The sequence below is a fragment of the Pseudomonas sp. VMV1 genome (genome assembly GCF_056790235.1).
Map to the genome: position 1 here is coordinate 122,429 of NZ_JBXGSE010000005.1, position 14,765 is coordinate 137,193.

13 protein-coding genes are annotated in these 14,765 nt (G+C 66.1%); 8 read left to right on the forward strand and 5 right to left on the reverse strand.

What is annotated here, in order from left to right; translation table 11 throughout:
- Nucleotides 1-7 precede the first annotated feature (7 nt).
- Nucleotides 8-1,333 carry a tetratricopeptide repeat protein gene (locus tag ACUCV0_RS16780; RefSeq protein ID WP_482213202.1) on the reverse strand — a complete coding sequence of 442 codons (1,326 nt, stop codon included), beginning with the start codon at nt 1,331-1,333 and terminating at the stop codon, nt 8-10.
- A 333-nt stretch (nt 1,334-1,666) separates the two neighbouring features.
- Between ACUCV0_RS16780 and ACUCV0_RS16785 the strand changes: the two genes are divergently transcribed.
- The 3 genes from ACUCV0_RS16785 to ACUCV0_RS16795 all read left to right on the forward strand — a co-directional run bounded on the left by ACUCV0_RS16785 (nt 1,667) and on the right by ACUCV0_RS16795 (nt 4,948).
- Complete coding sequence (locus tag ACUCV0_RS16785) at nt 1,667-2,383, forward strand: HAD-IA family hydrolase (protein WP_482213203.1); 717 nt, start codon at nt 1,667-1,669, stop codon at nt 2,381-2,383.
- Nucleotides 2,384-2,416: 33 nt separating this feature from the next.
- On the forward strand, nt 2,417-3,700 hold the full coding sequence (locus tag ACUCV0_RS16790) for an NAD(P)/FAD-dependent oxidoreductase (RefSeq protein ID WP_482213204.1): 1,284 nt from the start codon (nt 2,417-2,419) through the stop codon (nt 3,698-3,700).
- A gap of 159 nt (nt 3,701-3,859) precedes the next feature.
- Nucleotides 3,860-4,948: an ABC transporter ATP-binding protein gene (locus tag ACUCV0_RS16795; RefSeq protein ID WP_059314842.1), complete on the forward strand. Its 1,089-nt coding sequence runs from the start codon at nt 3,860-3,862 to the stop codon at nt 4,946-4,948.
- Nucleotides 4,949-5,080: 132 nt separating this feature from the next.
- On the opposite strand, the gene ACUCV0_RS16800 is transcribed toward ACUCV0_RS16795, so the two are convergent.
- The 4 genes from ACUCV0_RS16800 to ACUCV0_RS16815 all read right to left on the reverse strand — a co-directional run bounded on the left by ACUCV0_RS16800 (nt 5,081) and on the right by ACUCV0_RS16815 (nt 9,069).
- Complete coding sequence (locus tag ACUCV0_RS16800; protein WP_271654798.1) at nt 5,081-5,875, reverse strand: ABC transporter permease; 795 nt, start codon at nt 5,873-5,875, stop codon at nt 5,081-5,083.
- Nucleotides 5,875-6,762 carry an ABC transporter permease gene (locus tag ACUCV0_RS16805; protein ID WP_482213205.1) on the reverse strand — a complete coding sequence of 296 codons (888 nt, stop codon included), beginning with the start codon at nt 6,760-6,762 and terminating at the stop codon, nt 5,875-5,877. Before ACUCV0_RS16805 ends, ACUCV0_RS16800 begins: the two co-directional genes overlap by 1 nt.
- A gap of 58 nt (nt 6,763-6,820) precedes the next feature.
- Entirely contained in the window at nt 6,821-7,873 is a 1,053-nt protein-coding gene (locus tag ACUCV0_RS16810; protein ID WP_313648161.1) for an ABC transporter substrate-binding protein, read from the reverse strand.
- A 290-nt stretch (nt 7,874-8,163) separates the two neighbouring features.
- The gene (locus ACUCV0_RS16815; protein WP_271654801.1) at nt 8,164-9,069 is read right to left on the reverse strand and encodes a LysR family transcriptional regulator; all 906 of its coding nucleotides are present in this window, start codon (nt 9,067-9,069) and stop codon (nt 8,164-8,166) included.
- A gap of 172 nt (nt 9,070-9,241) precedes the next feature.
- On the opposite strand from ACUCV0_RS16815, the gene ACUCV0_RS16820 reads away from it, so the two are divergent.
- The 5 genes from ACUCV0_RS16820 to ACUCV0_RS16840 all read left to right on the forward strand — a co-directional run bounded on the left by ACUCV0_RS16820 (nt 9,242) and on the right by ACUCV0_RS16840 (nt 14,759).
- Nucleotides 9,242-10,762, forward strand: a complete 1,521-nt coding sequence (locus ACUCV0_RS16820; RefSeq protein WP_271654802.1) for an ABC transporter substrate-binding protein — start codon at nt 9,242-9,244, stop codon at nt 10,760-10,762.
- 198 nt (nt 10,763-10,960) lie between these two features.
- Nucleotides 10,961-11,878, forward strand: coding sequence for an ABC transporter permease (locus ACUCV0_RS16825; RefSeq protein ID WP_482213206.1), 918 nt, complete (start codon nt 10,961-10,963; stop codon nt 11,876-11,878).
- 8 nt (nt 11,879-11,886) lie between these two features.
- Nucleotides 11,887-12,789 carry an ABC transporter permease gene (locus ACUCV0_RS16830; protein ID WP_158895531.1) on the forward strand — a complete coding sequence of 301 codons (903 nt, stop codon included), beginning with the start codon at nt 11,887-11,889 and terminating at the stop codon, nt 12,787-12,789.
- A gap of 15 nt (nt 12,790-12,804) precedes the next feature.
- A complete protein-coding gene (locus ACUCV0_RS16835) occupies nt 12,805-13,800 on the forward strand; it encodes an ABC transporter ATP-binding protein (RefSeq protein ID WP_482213207.1) in 996 nt (331 codons plus the stop codon).
- Nucleotides 13,797-14,759: an ABC transporter ATP-binding protein gene (locus ACUCV0_RS16840; RefSeq protein ID WP_271654806.1), complete on the forward strand. Its 963-nt coding sequence runs from the start codon at nt 13,797-13,799 to the stop codon at nt 14,757-14,759. The genes ACUCV0_RS16835 and ACUCV0_RS16840 overlap by 4 nt, the downstream gene beginning before the upstream one ends.
- Nucleotides 14,760-14,765: the final 6 nt, after the last annotated feature.

Genomic DNA, 14,765 nt, shown 5'->3' on the forward strand with positions numbered 1-14,765 from the left:
GTTTTCTTCAAAGCGCCAGGTTGGCCTGCCAGCGCCAGTCCCGCTGTGAAGGCCGTCGGTGCAGGCGCTCGTCCAGCAGCGCGCCGGCCCTGGTGTGATCGCCCCCACGTAGCAGGGAGACCAGCAGGGTGTCTTCGATGACTTCGCGCTGGGCGCCACTGCCCCCGATGCGGGCGACATCCGTGCGCAACGGCTCCAGCAGCCGTGCGCAGCCCTCATAGTCCTCGTCGGCGAAGGCCAGCAGGGCGCGGCAGAGCAGGGGGGCGACCGGACCGGCTGGCAGGTTGCCGGCGCGCAAACGGGTTTCGAGTCCGGCGACCCGCTCCTGCACCGCCTGGCGATCACCGGTTGCCACGGCGATCAGGGCCATATGGATGTCGGCGAAAGCCAGGCCAGGCTGCTGGAACAGTCCGGTCGCGCTGGTGGCCGTGGCCTGCCAGAGGCCCGCTGGTACCTCGTGGCCATAGAGGCCGAGGCGCCAGAGAAAGGAGGCATTGTCACTGACCCGATTGAGCGGGCCGGCAGTGGACGCCGCCGGTGCTACGAACCGCTGATAGAGATCCAGTGCGCCCTGGCTGTCACCCCGTTCCAGCGCCACCAGGGCACCATGCCAGGCGATATGGCCATGCAGGGTACCGTGCCGGGGATACTCGGGCAGCCAGCCGGCGATCAGGGCTTCAGCCGCCTGGCTGTCACCGGATTCATGCAGGACATGGGTCAGGGCATGGACTGCATTGACGTTGTGTCGGCGTAGCTCCAGCGCCCGCTCGGTCATCTGCCGGCCCCGCACCACGTCACCGTTCTCGCCAAGTGACCAGCCGCGGTAGGTCAGGAACCACCAGTCATCCGCGGCGAACTGGCGGGCATGGCGTTCACAGAGGTCGACCCGCGCCTGGTCATGATCGGCGCGTCCGGAAAATGCCAGCAGGCCGAAGGCTCCCAGGGGCAGGCCCAGGATCAGGATGTCCCGCGGCCAGCGGTCGGCATGCGCCAGCGCGCCTTGCAGCGCCTGGGCGGATTCGCCGGCGATCAGCCGCTGCAGGACCTGCACATGGCTGCGCTCACGCGGTGTGCCGCGTCGCTCGACCAACCGTTGTGCCAGGGCGATGGCATCCCGTGCTGCACCCGCCTGGTTGTCGATCAACTGCAGGCGTGCCCGGGCGGCGTGGGCCAGGGCGAAGTCGGGGTCAGCGGCGATGGCCTCGTCCAAGGCTTCCGATGCCCCCGGCCAAAGCGACAGCAGCAAATCGACGCCATCCCGATAGCGGTCGGCGGCGAGGGCGGAAGAGGTGGACAGTGGCAGGTCGTAGCGGTCGGTATAAGGCGTGGGCATCGTGTGTGTCTATCATCCGGGAAAGGGTGCCGCGGCTCGGGCGCCGGCGCGCTGTCAGGCGCCATGAATAGCAGCCAGGCCGGGTGCTGGATAGCGCCCGTCGCTCAAGGTGACATGAGTGAGTCTCATCGTCGGGAACGGATCTGTCTGCGTCAGGCGCGGAAGTCACTCAAGGCGCGCGCGCTGCGCCAGGGCACGATTAGTGTCACCCCATATTAAGACGAGCAAGCGCCCGCAAACGGCCGATTGTGTTTCACCCCTGGGCCAAAACGAAACTTCTGTCGAGTAGGGGCGAGGATACTGAAGACACTTCAGACCCAGGAGCCTTCACCCATGTCCTTCCGCTCGTTCAAAGCCATGACCTTCGACGTCGTCGGCACGCTCATCGATTTCGAAGCCGGCATCCTCAATCACGTGCGGCAGGTCAGTGGAGAAGCCGGCAAGGCGCACGGCGATGACGACATTCTTCAGGCATACCGCTATGCCCGGGCCAAGAAGGATGCGGGCTGGTTCCCGGACGACCTGGAGCGCTGCTATCACCTCATGGCGGCGCAACTCGGGCTGCCGGACAGCGAGGATCAGGCCCGAGGACTGGCGCAGTCGGTCAGGAACTGGCCGGCGTTCCCGGATTCGGTCGAAGCCCTCAAGCGCCTGCGCAAGCATTTCAAGCTGGTGGCCATGACCAATGCCCAGCGCTGGGCGCTGGACTTCATGGCCAAGACCCTGGAAAACCCCTTCGATCACGAATTCACCATCGATGACTCGCGCTACGAAAAGCCCGATCCGCAGTACTTCGCCTTCGTGCGGGGTGCGTTGTCGACCGACGGCATCCGCTTCGAGGACATCATCCACACCGCCCAGAGCCAATACCATGACATCGGTGTCGCCATGCGCCTGGGCTATCCGACCTGCTGGATCGAGCGGCGCTACGACAAGCAGGGTTCCGGTGGCACCCTCGAGTCCGAACGCACCGAGCCGACCCATCATTTTCGTTCGCTGGCGGAACTGGCTGACGCCGTCGACGCCGAGCTGCTCAGCCAGTCGGCCTGAGCACGGCCATAACCCTCGCTGGCGGACGCCCTGATGACTCCCGATTCCCTCTGGAACGCCACTGCGCTACCGGCGCCGACCTTGACCGCGCTCCAGGGCGACCACCGCTGCGATGTGGCCATCGTCGGTGGAGGGTTCACCGGGCTGGCGGCGGCCCATCGCCTGGTGCAGGCCGGCCAGGAGCCTGTGGTGCTGGAGGCGAACAGCCTGGGCTGGGGCGCCAGCGGCCGTAACGGTGGCGTGGTATCGCCCAAGTTCCGCTTCAGCTTCGCCGGGATGATGGCCCGGCACGGTCGCGAGGCCGCCCTGCAGATGTACCATCTCGGCTATGCCGCCATCGATGCGCTGGCGGAAAACATCGAACGGCTGGGGCTGCACGAGGCCGAGCTGAAGCTCTGCGGGCACATCGCCGCTGCCCATACCGAGCGCGCGCTGGCCGGCCTGCGGAGCACCGCCGAGTGGATCAGTCGGGAGACCGGTGGTGCCTCTTCGGTCATCATCTCCCGCGAGCAGGTCCGTGAACTGACGGGATCGGACCTCTACCATGGTGGCCTGCTGACGCCCAAAGCCGGCGGCATCCATCCGCTCAACTACGCACGGGGGCTGGCGCGGACCCTGGTCGAGCGCCAGGTCGGGCTCTTCGAGCACAGTCCGGTCGCGTCGGTACAGCGAGAACAGGGCGGTTTTCGCCTGCGTACCCCAACCGGTAGCCTGCTGGCTCGACAGGTGATCTATGCCACCAACGGCTACTCCAACCAGACGGCGGCGACCGCCACCTTGCATCGGCGGCTGATTCCCTTCCGCAGCGCGATCATCGCCACTGAACCACTGGCGCCGGATGTCCTTGCCCGGATCCTGCCGGGCGGACAGGTCTGCGGCGATACCAAAAGGATGCTGCGCTGGTTCCGCCTGGTCGGGAATCGCCTGATCTTCGGCGGCCGTGGCGCCTTTGGCAGCACCGACTCCGACGCTGCCTTTCGCGATCTGCAGCGCAGTCTGGGCACGGTGTTTACGCTGCTTGCAGAAGCACGCATCGATTATCGCTGGTCCGGGCTGGTCGCCATGACCCTGGACTATCTGCCCCACGCCGGTCAGCTGGACGACGGCCAGTTCTATGCCGTTGGCTACAACGGCGGGGGCGTGGCGCTCTCGACCTATCTGGGCCAGCAGGTCGCAGCCCTGAGCCTGGGGGAGACGCCGGAACTGGGCCTCATGGTCAGCCAGGGCTTCAACCCCATTCCGCTGCATGCCTTTCGCGCCCCCGGTGTCCGCCTGGCGGCCGGCTGGCAGCAGTTCCTCGACGCGGTCGGGCGCTGAGCCCAGGCCGCGCGGCCCGCCAAACACAATCTGTGCGTCGACTCTTCCAGAACAGCAGGAAGCGATACCGGCGGCGCTGAAAAGAGCATTTCCACCAGTGGGTACTATGGTGAGATGGCTGCATCGCAGACTCACGGCCATCGCGCCGCAGGAGGAACCATGCAGGGCTTCAACGAAGGCTTCGAGTCGGTCACCATCGACAAGGTGTGCAAGCACTACGGCACCCTCAAGGCGCTGGACAATGTCGACCTCAAGGTCGAGGCGGGTGAGTTCATGTCCCTGCTCGGCCCCTCCGGGTCGGGCAAGACCACCTTGCTCAGCATCCTTGGCGGCTTCAATCGCGTGAGTTCCGGCAGGATCTTCTTCGGCGACCGCGACGTGACCCTGATGCCACCGCACAAGCGCGACATTGGCGTCGTGTTCCAGAACTACGCGCTCTTCCCTCATATGAACGTGCTGGAAAACGTGGCCTTCCCGCTCAAGGCGCGCGGGGAGAAGGCGGCCAGTGCCCGCGAACGGTCGTTGCGGGCGCTGGCCACGGTCGAGCTGAAAGGCTATGAAGATCGCGACATCGCCGCGCTATCGGGTGGACAGCGCCAGCGGGTGGCGCTCGCCCGCGCCATCGTCTTCGAGCCCAGGCTGATCCTCATGGACGAACCCCTGTCGGCGCTGGACAAGCAGCTGCGGGACGTCATGCAGATCGAGCTGCGCGCCCTGCATCGGCGCCTCGGCGCCACCATGGTCTATGTCACTCACGACCAGCGCGAAGCCCTGACCATGAGCGACCGTATCGCGGTGATGAAGGGTGGCAAGCTGGTGCAGGTGGATACCCCGCGTCGCCTGCACGATCACCCGAGCGATGATTTCGTCGCCAGCTTCATCGGTGAGAGCACCCTGGTACCCCTTTCCCGGGGTGTCGGCGGCGAGTTGCTGCTGGGCCAGACGCCCCTGCGCACGGCTCGGCCCGTACCGCTTTCCGGCGAGCTCTTCCTCGCCGTCCAGGCGGAGAAGCTGCTGCTGGACAGCGAGATCGCCGGCGGCGACTGGAATCGCCTGCGCGGCCAGGTGATCGACATCGTCTTCCAGGGCGAAAGCCTGAAGATCTTCGTCGAGCTGGAAAACAAGCAGCGGATCAGCTTCCGCCAGTCCAGTCATCACGAAGGCAATCTGCAGCTGCCCCAGGTAGGGGCGTCGCTGTCCTTGCGACTGCATCCGGAAGACACCATCGTGGTGCCCCGCGCAGCCTGACAAAGGCTGGGCCCAGCGGCATTGGCACTGAGCCAATGCCGGCTTTTTCATAGACCACTTGGCGCTTACCGTCCAGATCTTATCGCTGCCATGGGCCGCGATAAGACAGTTGCGCCGCTGCACGCCTTCCCGTCAGGCGTGCTCTTTGCCGCCGCGACCGGCGATCAACACCATCAGCAGGGTGATGGCGACCAGCATGGTGCTGATGGCGGCGATGGTCGGATCGATTTCATCACGCAGGGCCGTGAACATCCGCTTGGTGATGGTCTCGTTGTTGCCACCGGAGATGAACAGGGCCACCACGGTTTCATCGAGGGAGGTGATGAAGGCGAACAGCGCGGCCGAGACCACACTGGGCTTGATCTGCGGCAGCGTCACCGCCATGAAGGCACGGAAGCGATTCATGCCCAGGCTGCGGGCGACCATTTCCTGGGTCATGTCGAAATTGCGCAGCCCCGCCAGCACGGCGATGATCACATAGGGCAGCGCCAGCATGATGTGCGCCAGGACCAGGCCAGACAGCGTACTGATGATGCCGACCCGCGCGTAGACGAAGAAGACCCCGGCGGCGATCAGGATGATGGGCACCATCATGGGCAGCAGCAGGACCAGTTGCAGCGTCCGCATGACCCGGAGTGACGAATTGCTGATCGCATAGGCCGCTGCGATGCCCATCGGCAGGCTGATCAGGGTGGTGGCCACCGCGGTGATGAAGCTCACCTTGGTAGCGGACATCCATTCGATGCTGTCGAAGAAGGCCTGGTACCAGGTCAGCGAGTAGGCCTTCGGCGGAAACTGCAGGAAGCGCGCCTCGGAGAAGGACATCGGCACCACGATCAGGATCGGCAGCACCAGATACAGCAGGATCAGCCCGACCAGCAGGGTGAACAGGAGGCGCGACGGTTTGAGCCCTTGCCGGATGTTCATCAGCGCACCCCCAGTACACGTTCGATGGGAATCACCTTGTTCACCGCCCAGAAGATCAGGAACACCGCGGCCAGCAATGTCAGGCCGACCGCACTGGCCGCGCCCCAGGCGTGGTAGAGCTCGACGTTGCGCTGGACCAGCATGGACACCAGCACGGTGCGTCCGCCGCCGAGCAGTTCCGGGGTAATGAAGAAGCCGAGGCAGATGACGAAGACCAGGATCGAGCCGGCCATCACCCCGGGTGCGGCCATCGGCAGGAAGACGCGGCGAAAGGTATAGAAGGGCCGGGCGCCCAGGCTGTCGGACGCCAGCAGCAGATCGTTGGGGATCTTCTTCATCACCGAATACAGCGGTAGCACCATGAAGGGCAGCATGACGTGCAGCGTACCGATCACGGTACCCGTCGCATTGTGCACCAGCTCCAGGGGACGGCTGATGATGCCCAGGTCGAGGAGTGTCTGGTTGATGACGCCGCGGCGCTGCAGGAGCACCAGCCAGGCATAGGAGCGGACCAGCACGCTGGTCCAGAACGGCAGGATCACGCAAAGCAGGATGAGGCTCGACAGCAAGCCGCGGGTGCGGGCCGCGGCATAGGCGATGGGAAAGCCCAGCAGGATGGACAGGACCGTCACGATCACGCTGATCTGCAAGGTCGTGCTGAAGGTGTCCCAGTAGATGGCTTCGGTGAAGATGCGGGTGTAGTTGGCGAGGGACAGGCCTTCCTCGCCCTGCACGGATTGCAGGCCCAGCCAGAGCAGCGGGAGCACCAGCAATAGGGCGACCATCAGCAGCGCAGGGGTCAGCAGGAGCACCATCGTCAGATGCTCCCTGCGCTCCTCCTTGAGCACGGCGGGACTGGTGAACAGCCCCTGTTCCGACGTTTGCAAGGCGCCTCCGGGCAAGGTCTGGATCGTTGTCGACTGGGTCATGCGCAGAAGCCTCCGATCATTTGGCCTGGACGAAGGACAGCCAGCGCTCTTCTGCCTTGACGCCCTCGGCCGAGGCCCACCATTTGGCGGACAGCACCGCTTGCTTGGCCAGGTTCTCCGGCGAGGAGGGCAGCACCGCCCGCCGTGCGGCCGGGATGGTGCCGAGGCTGAAGGCCTCCGGATTGAGCGGGCCGTAGTCGATGATCATCGGCAAGGCCGCCTGCAGCTTGGCGCTGATGGCTTCGTTGACGAACTTCATCGCCGCCTCACGGTGCCTGGTGCCCTTCAGGACACAGAGGGAATTGGTTTCCAGGATGCCATCGTTGTAGGTGAAGGCCACCGGTGCCCCGGCGGCCTGCACGGCGGAGGCGCGACCGTTCCAGATCTGCACCATGTCCACCTCGCCGTCGCTGATGAGCTGGGCGGACTGGCCGCCCGAGGTCCACCAGGTAGTGATGTCCGGCTTGATGGCTTCCAGCTTCTTGAAGGCGCGGTCGACATCCAGCGGGTAGAGCTGGTCGGCCGGCACCCCGTCGGCGCGCAGCGCGATTTCCAGGGTGGGGCGCGGCAGATTGCGTAGCGCGCGAGCACCCGGAAATTTCTTGGTGTTCCAGAAATCGGCCCAGGTCTTGGGCGCGCTCCCGTCATCGAAGGCGTCGGTCCGGTAGGCCAGGACCGTGGAATAGCTGATGTAGCCGGCCATGTAGTCGTCTTTCAACTCGGCGGGCAGCTTGGCCAGGTTGGGGATGAGCTGAGGATCCAGCTTTTCGAACAGCCCCTCGGCCTGGCCCCGTACGCAGTCACCGGTGGGCAGGTCCACCACGTCCCAGCTGACGCGACCGCTTTCGACCTGGGTCTTGATGATCGGATAGGCCTTGGGTGAACTGTCCTGCTTCAGCGTCAACCCCAGGTTCCGCGCCGCCGGCTCCAGAATGGCCTTGGCCTGGGCCTCCTGATAGGCACCGCCCTGGGAAACGAAGGTGATCTCTTCAGCGCTGCTGGCGGTCGCCAGACTTGTCAGCCCGAGGGCGACGACCAGCGAGGTGACCTGGTTGCTTAGGTGAGACATGGTCTATCTCCCGTAGTGGCAGAGCTTGAGAATGGCGGAACCTTTGTTATCCCCTGATCGCGCTGCGTGCGTTCTCGCCTCCGGTCACTGTAATGATTCTGTTAAATACGAATGCGCTGAAATCCCGGGCACGGGAACGCAATCTCCCGTTTTGCGGGAGGCAGGCGACATGTATTGCTTGGGGAGCAACACCAGCCTCTTTTCATCGCGGAAGCGACCTGCAGCTAGGAGGCTAAAACAACAGATGTCGCCAACCACTCCGGATGGACGGTTCCTTTCGTGCTGCGGCGCTAAGGAACCAGCGCCGCGATCAGTGCCTGGCGGAAGGCATTGACCGCCGGCGGCAATTCGCGACCCGCCATGCTCTGCAGTTCGATCCGCCGGGCCGCGAGGCCTTCATCCTGCAGCGGCAAGGCCAGCAGCTGACCTTCGCGTAGCCGGCTGCGCAGGCTCAGTTCGCTGGAGAGCGCCACACCGCCGCCCAGGGCGGCGAACCGGTAGAGCGCCTGCATGTTGTTGCTTACCAGCACCGGCTCGAAGGAGAGTCCCTGGACGCCGCAGCAGATGTCGAACAGTTGGCGCACCGTGGTATCGGGCATCGGTAGCGCCAGAGGATAGGGCTGCAGATCGGCCAGACTCAGGCCGGTACGGCCGGCCAGCGGGTGGTCGGGCGCCACCACGGCTTCGATGGCGCCCCTCAGGGTGGCCTCGACGCGGATATCCGGCTCGGGCCTCAGGCTGAAGGTCAGCCCCAGATCGGCATCGCCTTCCTGGACCCGCCGGGTCACCACGGCGGGGGCGCAGACTTCCAGGGAAAAGTGGATGCCGGCGTAGCCCTGGCGAAAGGCGGCGATCACCTCGGGCAGGAAGTCCAGCGAAAAGCCTTCGGTGGTGGCCAGGCGTACCTGGCCGCGGCGCAGGTCGGCCAGGCCGCGCAGTTCCGCCGCCACCTGCTCGCTGGCCAGCTGTGCCTTGCGCGCGTGCACCGCCAGGCGTTCGCCGGCGGCGCTGGGCACCACCCCACGGGCGCGGCGTTCGAGCAGCGGCGTCTCCAGCTCGCGCTCCAGCTTGGCGATCTGGCGACTCACGGCACTGGCCGCGACATTGAGCCGTTGAGAGGCTTCGCTGATGGAGCCGCAACGCACCACCTCGAGGAAATAGCGCAGGGCGGTGGACTGGATTCCGTAGGGCTGCATGGGGCCTCCTTTGCCGAAAAGGCATGGCTCGTATCTAAATATTCTGCTTGTGGCATGGGATAGCAAGACCTAGAGTCGGGCCAAGAGACCAAATAACAGGTGTCAGCTGTTCCTCCTTTCCCGCGTTTCGCGGATCTGCCTTTGACCAACCACCGCCCCGGAGACAGACGGCATGGGACTCAAAGGTTTCGCTTGTGGCATCGCGCTTTCCACTCTTCTGGCCCAGAGCCAGGCCTTCGCCGGCAAGGCCGACGACACCCTGGTCTACGCCTCCGACACCGAACCCGAAAACGTCAGTCCCTACCACAACGATGCCCGGGAAGGGGTGATCCTCGCCCACCTGGCCTGGGACACCCTGATCTACCGCGATCCCCAGACCGGTGAATACCGGCCGATGCTGGCCACGCGCTGGGAGCAGGTCGATCCGCTGACCCTCGACTTCGATCTGCGTCAGGGCGTGACCTTCCACAACGGCGATCCCTTCACCGCCGACGACGTGGTCTTCACCTTCAACTACGTGGCCTCGCCCGAAGGCAAGGTGGTCACCCAGCAGAACGTCAACTGGATCAAGAGCGCCGAGAAGCTGGGCGAATACAAGGTCCGCCTGCACCTCAAACAGCCGTTTCCGGCAGCGCTGGAGTACCTGGCCAATCCCTTGCCCATCTATCCCGGCAAGTATTTCCAGCAGGTGGGCCTGGCGGGCTTCGCGCAGAAGCCGGTGGGTACCGGGCCTTATCGCATCGTTGCGGTCAACAGCGGCCAGGGGGTCACGCTGGAGCGCAATCCGGACTATTTCAAGGACAGCCCCCAGGGGCAGCCGCGCATCGGCCACATCAGGTTCCGCGTCATCCCCGACGCCGAGACCCGGCTCGCCGAGCTCATGACCGGTGGCATCGACTGGGCCTGGCGCGTGGCGCCGGACCAGGCCGAGCAACTCAAGGCCGCGCCCAGCCTCACCGTGGAGAGCGGCGCCAGCATGAGGATCGGCTTCCTCAGCATGGACGCCCAGGGCGCCTCCAGCCCGGATTCGCCCTTTGCCAAGGCCGAGGTGCGCCAGGCGGTCAACTACGCGATCAACCGCAAAGCCATCGCCAGTCAGCTCATGGGAGGCGGCAGCCAGCCGCTGCAGGTGGCCTGCTATCCGGAGCAATTCGGCTGCGATGCCAAGGCGGTGCCGGGCTATCCCTACGATCCGGCCAAGGCCAAGGCGCTGCTCAAGGCCGCCGGCTATCCCAACGGCTTCAGCACCGAGATCTTCGCCTACCGCGATCGCGACGTGGTGGAGGCGCTGATCGGCGACCTGCGTGCGGTGGGCATCGACGCCAAGCTGCGCTATCTGAAATACGCCGCCCTGCGTGACCAGCAGCGCGCCGGCAAGGTGCCCATGGCCTTTCTCGCCTGGGGTTCCTTCTCCATCGCCGATGCCTCGGCGGCCACCGGCGTGTATTTCAAGGGTAATGCCGACGACGTGGCCAAGGATCCCCAGGTGATCGACTGGCTCAAGGTGGCCGACACCGCCATGGATCCGGCGGTGCGCAAGGACAACTACCGCAAGGCGCTGCAGCGGATCGCCGAGCAGGCCTACTGGGCACCGGTGTTCAACTATTCCATCAACTACGCCTTCACCTCGGACCTGGCCTTCCAGCCCTATCCGGACGAGTTGCCGCGATTCGCCCTGGCCCACTGGAACTGATCCGTCCCGGCGCCCCGCACGGGGGCGCCTTCAGAACCTGTTCAAGCGCTCGCGAGCTAGAGCCAAACAAGGCGAAAAGGCCTGAGGAAGCGGAGTTTACGAATGGTAAATGAGCATTCCAAAGGCCTTTTCAACGCCGTTTGGCCGACGCGCAGCGCGCAGCAGCGCTTGAACAGGTTCTCAGCCGAGGAGCCGAACATGTCCGCCTATCTCCTGCGCCGCCTGGGTATCGCCCTGGCCGTGGCCTTTACCGTTTCCCTCATCAGCTTCTTCCTGCTGCACCTGTCCGGCGACCTGGCTACCGCCATCGCCGGCCCCGAGGCCACCGCCGAGCAAATCGAGGTGGTGCGTCATCAGCACGGACTCGATAAACCCCTGGCGGCGCAGTACGTCGAGTGGATCGGGCAGTTGCTGCAGCTGGACCTGGGGCAGTCGTTCTTCTTCCAGGAATCGGTGCGGGATCTCATCGCCAGCCGCCTGCCCATCACCCTGACCCTGGGCGCCATCGCGCTGCTGGTGGCGCTACTCATCGCCATCCCGCTCGGGGTGCTGGCCGCGGTCCGGCGCGACACCTGGATCGACCGCCTGGCGCTGACCCTGGCGACCTTTGGCCAGGCGATGCCCAGCTTCTGGTTCGCCCTGGTGCTGATCGTCATCTTCGCCGTCACCCTGAAATGGCTGCCGGTGTCCGGCAATACCAGCTGGCAGCACTTCATCCTGCCGGCGATCGCCCTGGGCTACTACGCTTCCCCCTCGCTGATGCGCCTGACCCGTGCCGGGATGCTCGATGTGCTGGGCGCCGACTACATCCGCACCGCCCGGGCCAAGGGCCTGAGTCCGGCGCGGGTGCTGTTCAAGCACGCCCTGCGCAATGCGCTGATCCCGGTGGTGGCCCTGGCCGCGGTGGAGTTCGGCTTCATGCTGGGTGGCTCGGTGGTGATCGAGGCAGTGTTCTCGCTGCAGGGCATCGGCCAGCTGGCCTGGGACGCTATCGCCCGCAACGACTTCCCGGTGGTGCAGGCCATCGTCCTCTTGATCGCGTTGATCTACATCGTGCTGACGCTGGTGGCCGATCTGCTCAACGCCTTGCTCGACCCGCGCATTCGCGTGCGCTAGGAGACTCCATGACCGTCGCCAATCCCTTCGTGCTCGACGACTATCTCCCGCCGCGCCCGACCCTGGGCCGCCAGCTGCGCCGCTGGTTCGGCCACCGCGGCTTCGCCCTCGGCGCCGTGCTGCTCGTCGTCATCGTGTTCGCCGCCCTGGCCGCGCCCTGGCTGGCGCCCCACGATCCCTACGCCCAAGACGTGATGCAGCGGATGAAACCGCCGGTATGGATGGCCAAGGGCACCTGGGCCCATCCGCTGGGCACCGACAAGCTCGGCCGCGACTACCTCTCCCGCCTGCTCTATGGGGCGCGCATCTCGCTGTTCATCGGCCTTGCCGCGGCGCTCATCTCCGGCGCCATCGGCACCCTGCTCGGGGTGCTCGCCGGCTACTACGGCGGCAAGGTCGATGCCCTGGTGAGCTACCTGGTGACCACCCGCCTGGCCCTGCCGGTGGTGATGGTGGCCCTGGCCGCCGCTTCCCTGGTGGGCGGCTCGCTGCAGGTGGTGGTGATCCTGCTCGGCTGCCTGCTGTGGGATCGCTTCGCCGTGGTGGTGCGCGCCGCCGTCCAGCAGATCCGCGATGCCGAATACGTCGCCGCCGCCCAGGCGCTGGGCTGTTCGCCCTGGCGGGTCATCGTCGGCGAGATCCTGCCCAATGTGCTGGGGGCGCTGATCGTCGTGATCACCCTGGAGATGGCCCACGCCATCCTGCTGGAGGCGACCCTGTCCTTTCTCGGCGTGGGCGTGCAGCCGCCGCTGCCGTCCTGGGGGCTGATGATCGCCGAGGGCAAGCCCTACATGTTCTTTTCGCCCTGGGTGATCGCCATTCCCGGCATCGCCCTGATGCTGCTGGTGCTGGCCATCAACCTGGTGGGTGACGGTATCCGGGACCTGGCCGCGCCCAGTGGGCGCAACTAAAGCGGAGGACTGACCATGGCACTGCTCGACGTCAAAGACTTGCGCATCGATATCCCCCTGGGTGATGACACCCTACACGCCGTGCGCGGCCTCGACCTGCAGGTGGAGCGGGGCGAGATGCTCTGCCTGGTGGGCGAATCCGGCTGCGGCAAGTCGCTCACCTCCCTGGCGCTGATGGATCTCCTGCCGCGCCAAGCCCGGCGCCAGGCGGCGCGGCTGACGCTGGGCGAACACGACCTGCTGACCCTGGGTGAAAGGGGCATGCGCGACCTGTGCGGCAATCGCCTGGCGATGATCTTCCAGGAACCCATGACCGCCCTCAATCCGGCCTACAGCATCGGCGACCAGCTCGCCGAGGTGCTGCGGCGCCACCGCAGGCTGGATCGCAAGGCTGCCTGGGCGCGGGCCGAGGCGATGCTGGAAAAGGTCGGCATCAGCAACGCCGGCGAGCGCCTGCGCCAGTATCCGCACCAGCTCAGCGGCGGATTGCGCCAGCGCGTGGTCATCGCCATGGCGCTGCTGTGCGAGCCGGACCTCATCATCGCCGATGAACCCACCACGGCGCTGGACGTCACCATCCAGGCGCAGATCCTGCACCTGTTGCGCGACCTGCAGCGGGAATTCGGCACAGCCATCGTCTTCATCACCCACGACCTGGGCCTGGTGGCGCGCATCGCCGACCGGGTGGCGGTGATGTATGCCGGCCAGATCGTCGAGCAGGCACCGGCCGCCGAACTCTTCGCCGCGCCGCGGCACCCCTATACCCGTGGCCTGCTGGAGAGCATCCCGGTACCGGGCCGGACCCGTCCCGGCCAGCCGCTGGGCGCCATCCCCGGCCTGGTGCCCAGCCTGGTTGGCGAGCAGCACGGCTGCGCCTTTCGCAATAGATGCCCGCAGGCGGTGGCGGCCTGCGCCGACAGCGTGCCCTTGCTGGAGGAGGGCGCGCACCTGGCGCGTTGCCACTTTGCCCTGCCCAGCGAATTCCTGCGCCGGGTAGGAGGTGTGCGATGAGCCGCGAGATCGCCCTGGAGCTGTGTGACATCCGCCGCGAATTCACCCTGGGTCGCGGCCTGTTCCGCCCGCCTGCCACCCTCAAGGCGGTGGATGGCATCTCCCTGCGGCTCTATCGCGGCGAGACCCTGGGGCTGGTGGGGGAGTCGGGGTGTGGCAAGAGCACCCTGGCCAAGCTGCTGCTGGGGCTGCTGGCGCCCACCAGCGGCGACATCCTGGTGGGTGGCGAGCACCTGCGCGGGGTGGATCGCAAGCGCATGGCCCGGCACATCCAGCCGATCTTCCAGGACCCTTATTCGTCGCTCAATCCGCGCAAGACGGTGCGCGAGATCGTGGCGCTGCCGCTCAAGGTGCATGGCCTGGGCACGCCCGCCGAACAGCAACAGCGGGTCGCGGAGATGCTCGATGTGGTGGGCTTGCCACGGCGCGCCGCCGACAGCCATCCCGGCCAGCTCAGTGGTGGCCAGCGCCAGCGGGTGGCCATCGCCCGCGCCCTGGTGATGCGCCCGGACGTGCTGATCTGCGACGAACCCACCTCGGCGCTGGACGTCTCGGTGCAGGCGCAGATCCTCAATCTGCTGCTGGAACTCAAGCGTGAATTCGGCCTGACCTATCTGCTCATCAGCCACAACCTGGCGGTGGTGGAACACCTGGCCGACCGGGTGGCGGTGATGTACCTCGGCAAGATCGTCGAGGAGCGCGAGCGGGCGGCGCTGTTCGCCCAGCCGGCGCATCCCTATACCCGGGCGCTGCTGGACGCGGTGCTCACCCCCGATCCGGCGCTGGGGCTCCCGGCGCTGGGCCTGGGTGGCAGCTTTCCCAATCCCATCTCGCCGCCCAGCGGCTGCGCCTTCCATCCCCGCTGCCCGCGCTGCTTCGGCCCCTGCGCCGAGCGCTATCCGGAACGCGAAACCATCCCCGGCGGCAGCAAGCGCTGCCACCTGCCCGAACCCGCCTGACCCCGG

Coding starts and splice junctions, on each gene's coding strand:
- ACUCV0_RS16780 (WP_482213202.1), bottom strand. CDS start 1,333: ATGCCCACGCCTTATACCGACCGCTACGACCTGCCACTGTCCACCTCT.
- ACUCV0_RS16785 (WP_482213203.1), top strand. CDS start 1,667: ATGTCCTTCCGCTCGTTCAAAGCCATGACCTTCGACGTCGTCGGCACG.
- ACUCV0_RS16790 (WP_482213204.1), top strand. CDS start 2,417: ATGACTCCCGATTCCCTCTGGAACGCCACTGCGCTACCGGCGCCGACC.
- ACUCV0_RS16795 (WP_059314842.1), top strand. CDS start 3,860: ATGCAGGGCTTCAACGAAGGCTTCGAGTCGGTCACCATCGACAAGGTG.
- ACUCV0_RS16800 (WP_271654798.1), bottom strand. CDS start 5,875: ATGAACATCCGGCAAGGGCTCAAACCGTCGCGCCTCCTGTTCACCCTG.
- ACUCV0_RS16810 (WP_313648161.1), bottom strand. CDS start 7,873: ATGTCTCACCTAAGCAACCAGGTCACCTCGCTGGTCGTCGCCCTCGGG.
- ACUCV0_RS16815 (WP_271654801.1), bottom strand. CDS start 9,069: ATGCAGCCCTACGGAATCCAGTCCACCGCCCTGCGCTATTTCCTCGAG.
- ACUCV0_RS16820 (WP_271654802.1), top strand. CDS start 9,242: ATGGGACTCAAAGGTTTCGCTTGTGGCATCGCGCTTTCCACTCTTCTG.
- ACUCV0_RS16825 (WP_482213206.1), top strand. CDS start 10,961: ATGTCCGCCTATCTCCTGCGCCGCCTGGGTATCGCCCTGGCCGTGGCC.
- ACUCV0_RS16830 (WP_158895531.1), top strand. CDS start 11,887: ATGACCGTCGCCAATCCCTTCGTGCTCGACGACTATCTCCCGCCGCGC.
- ACUCV0_RS16835 (WP_482213207.1), top strand. CDS start 12,805: ATGGCACTGCTCGACGTCAAAGACTTGCGCATCGATATCCCCCTGGGT.
- ACUCV0_RS16840 (WP_271654806.1), top strand. CDS start 13,797: ATGAGCCGCGAGATCGCCCTGGAGCTGTGTGACATCCGCCGCGAATTC.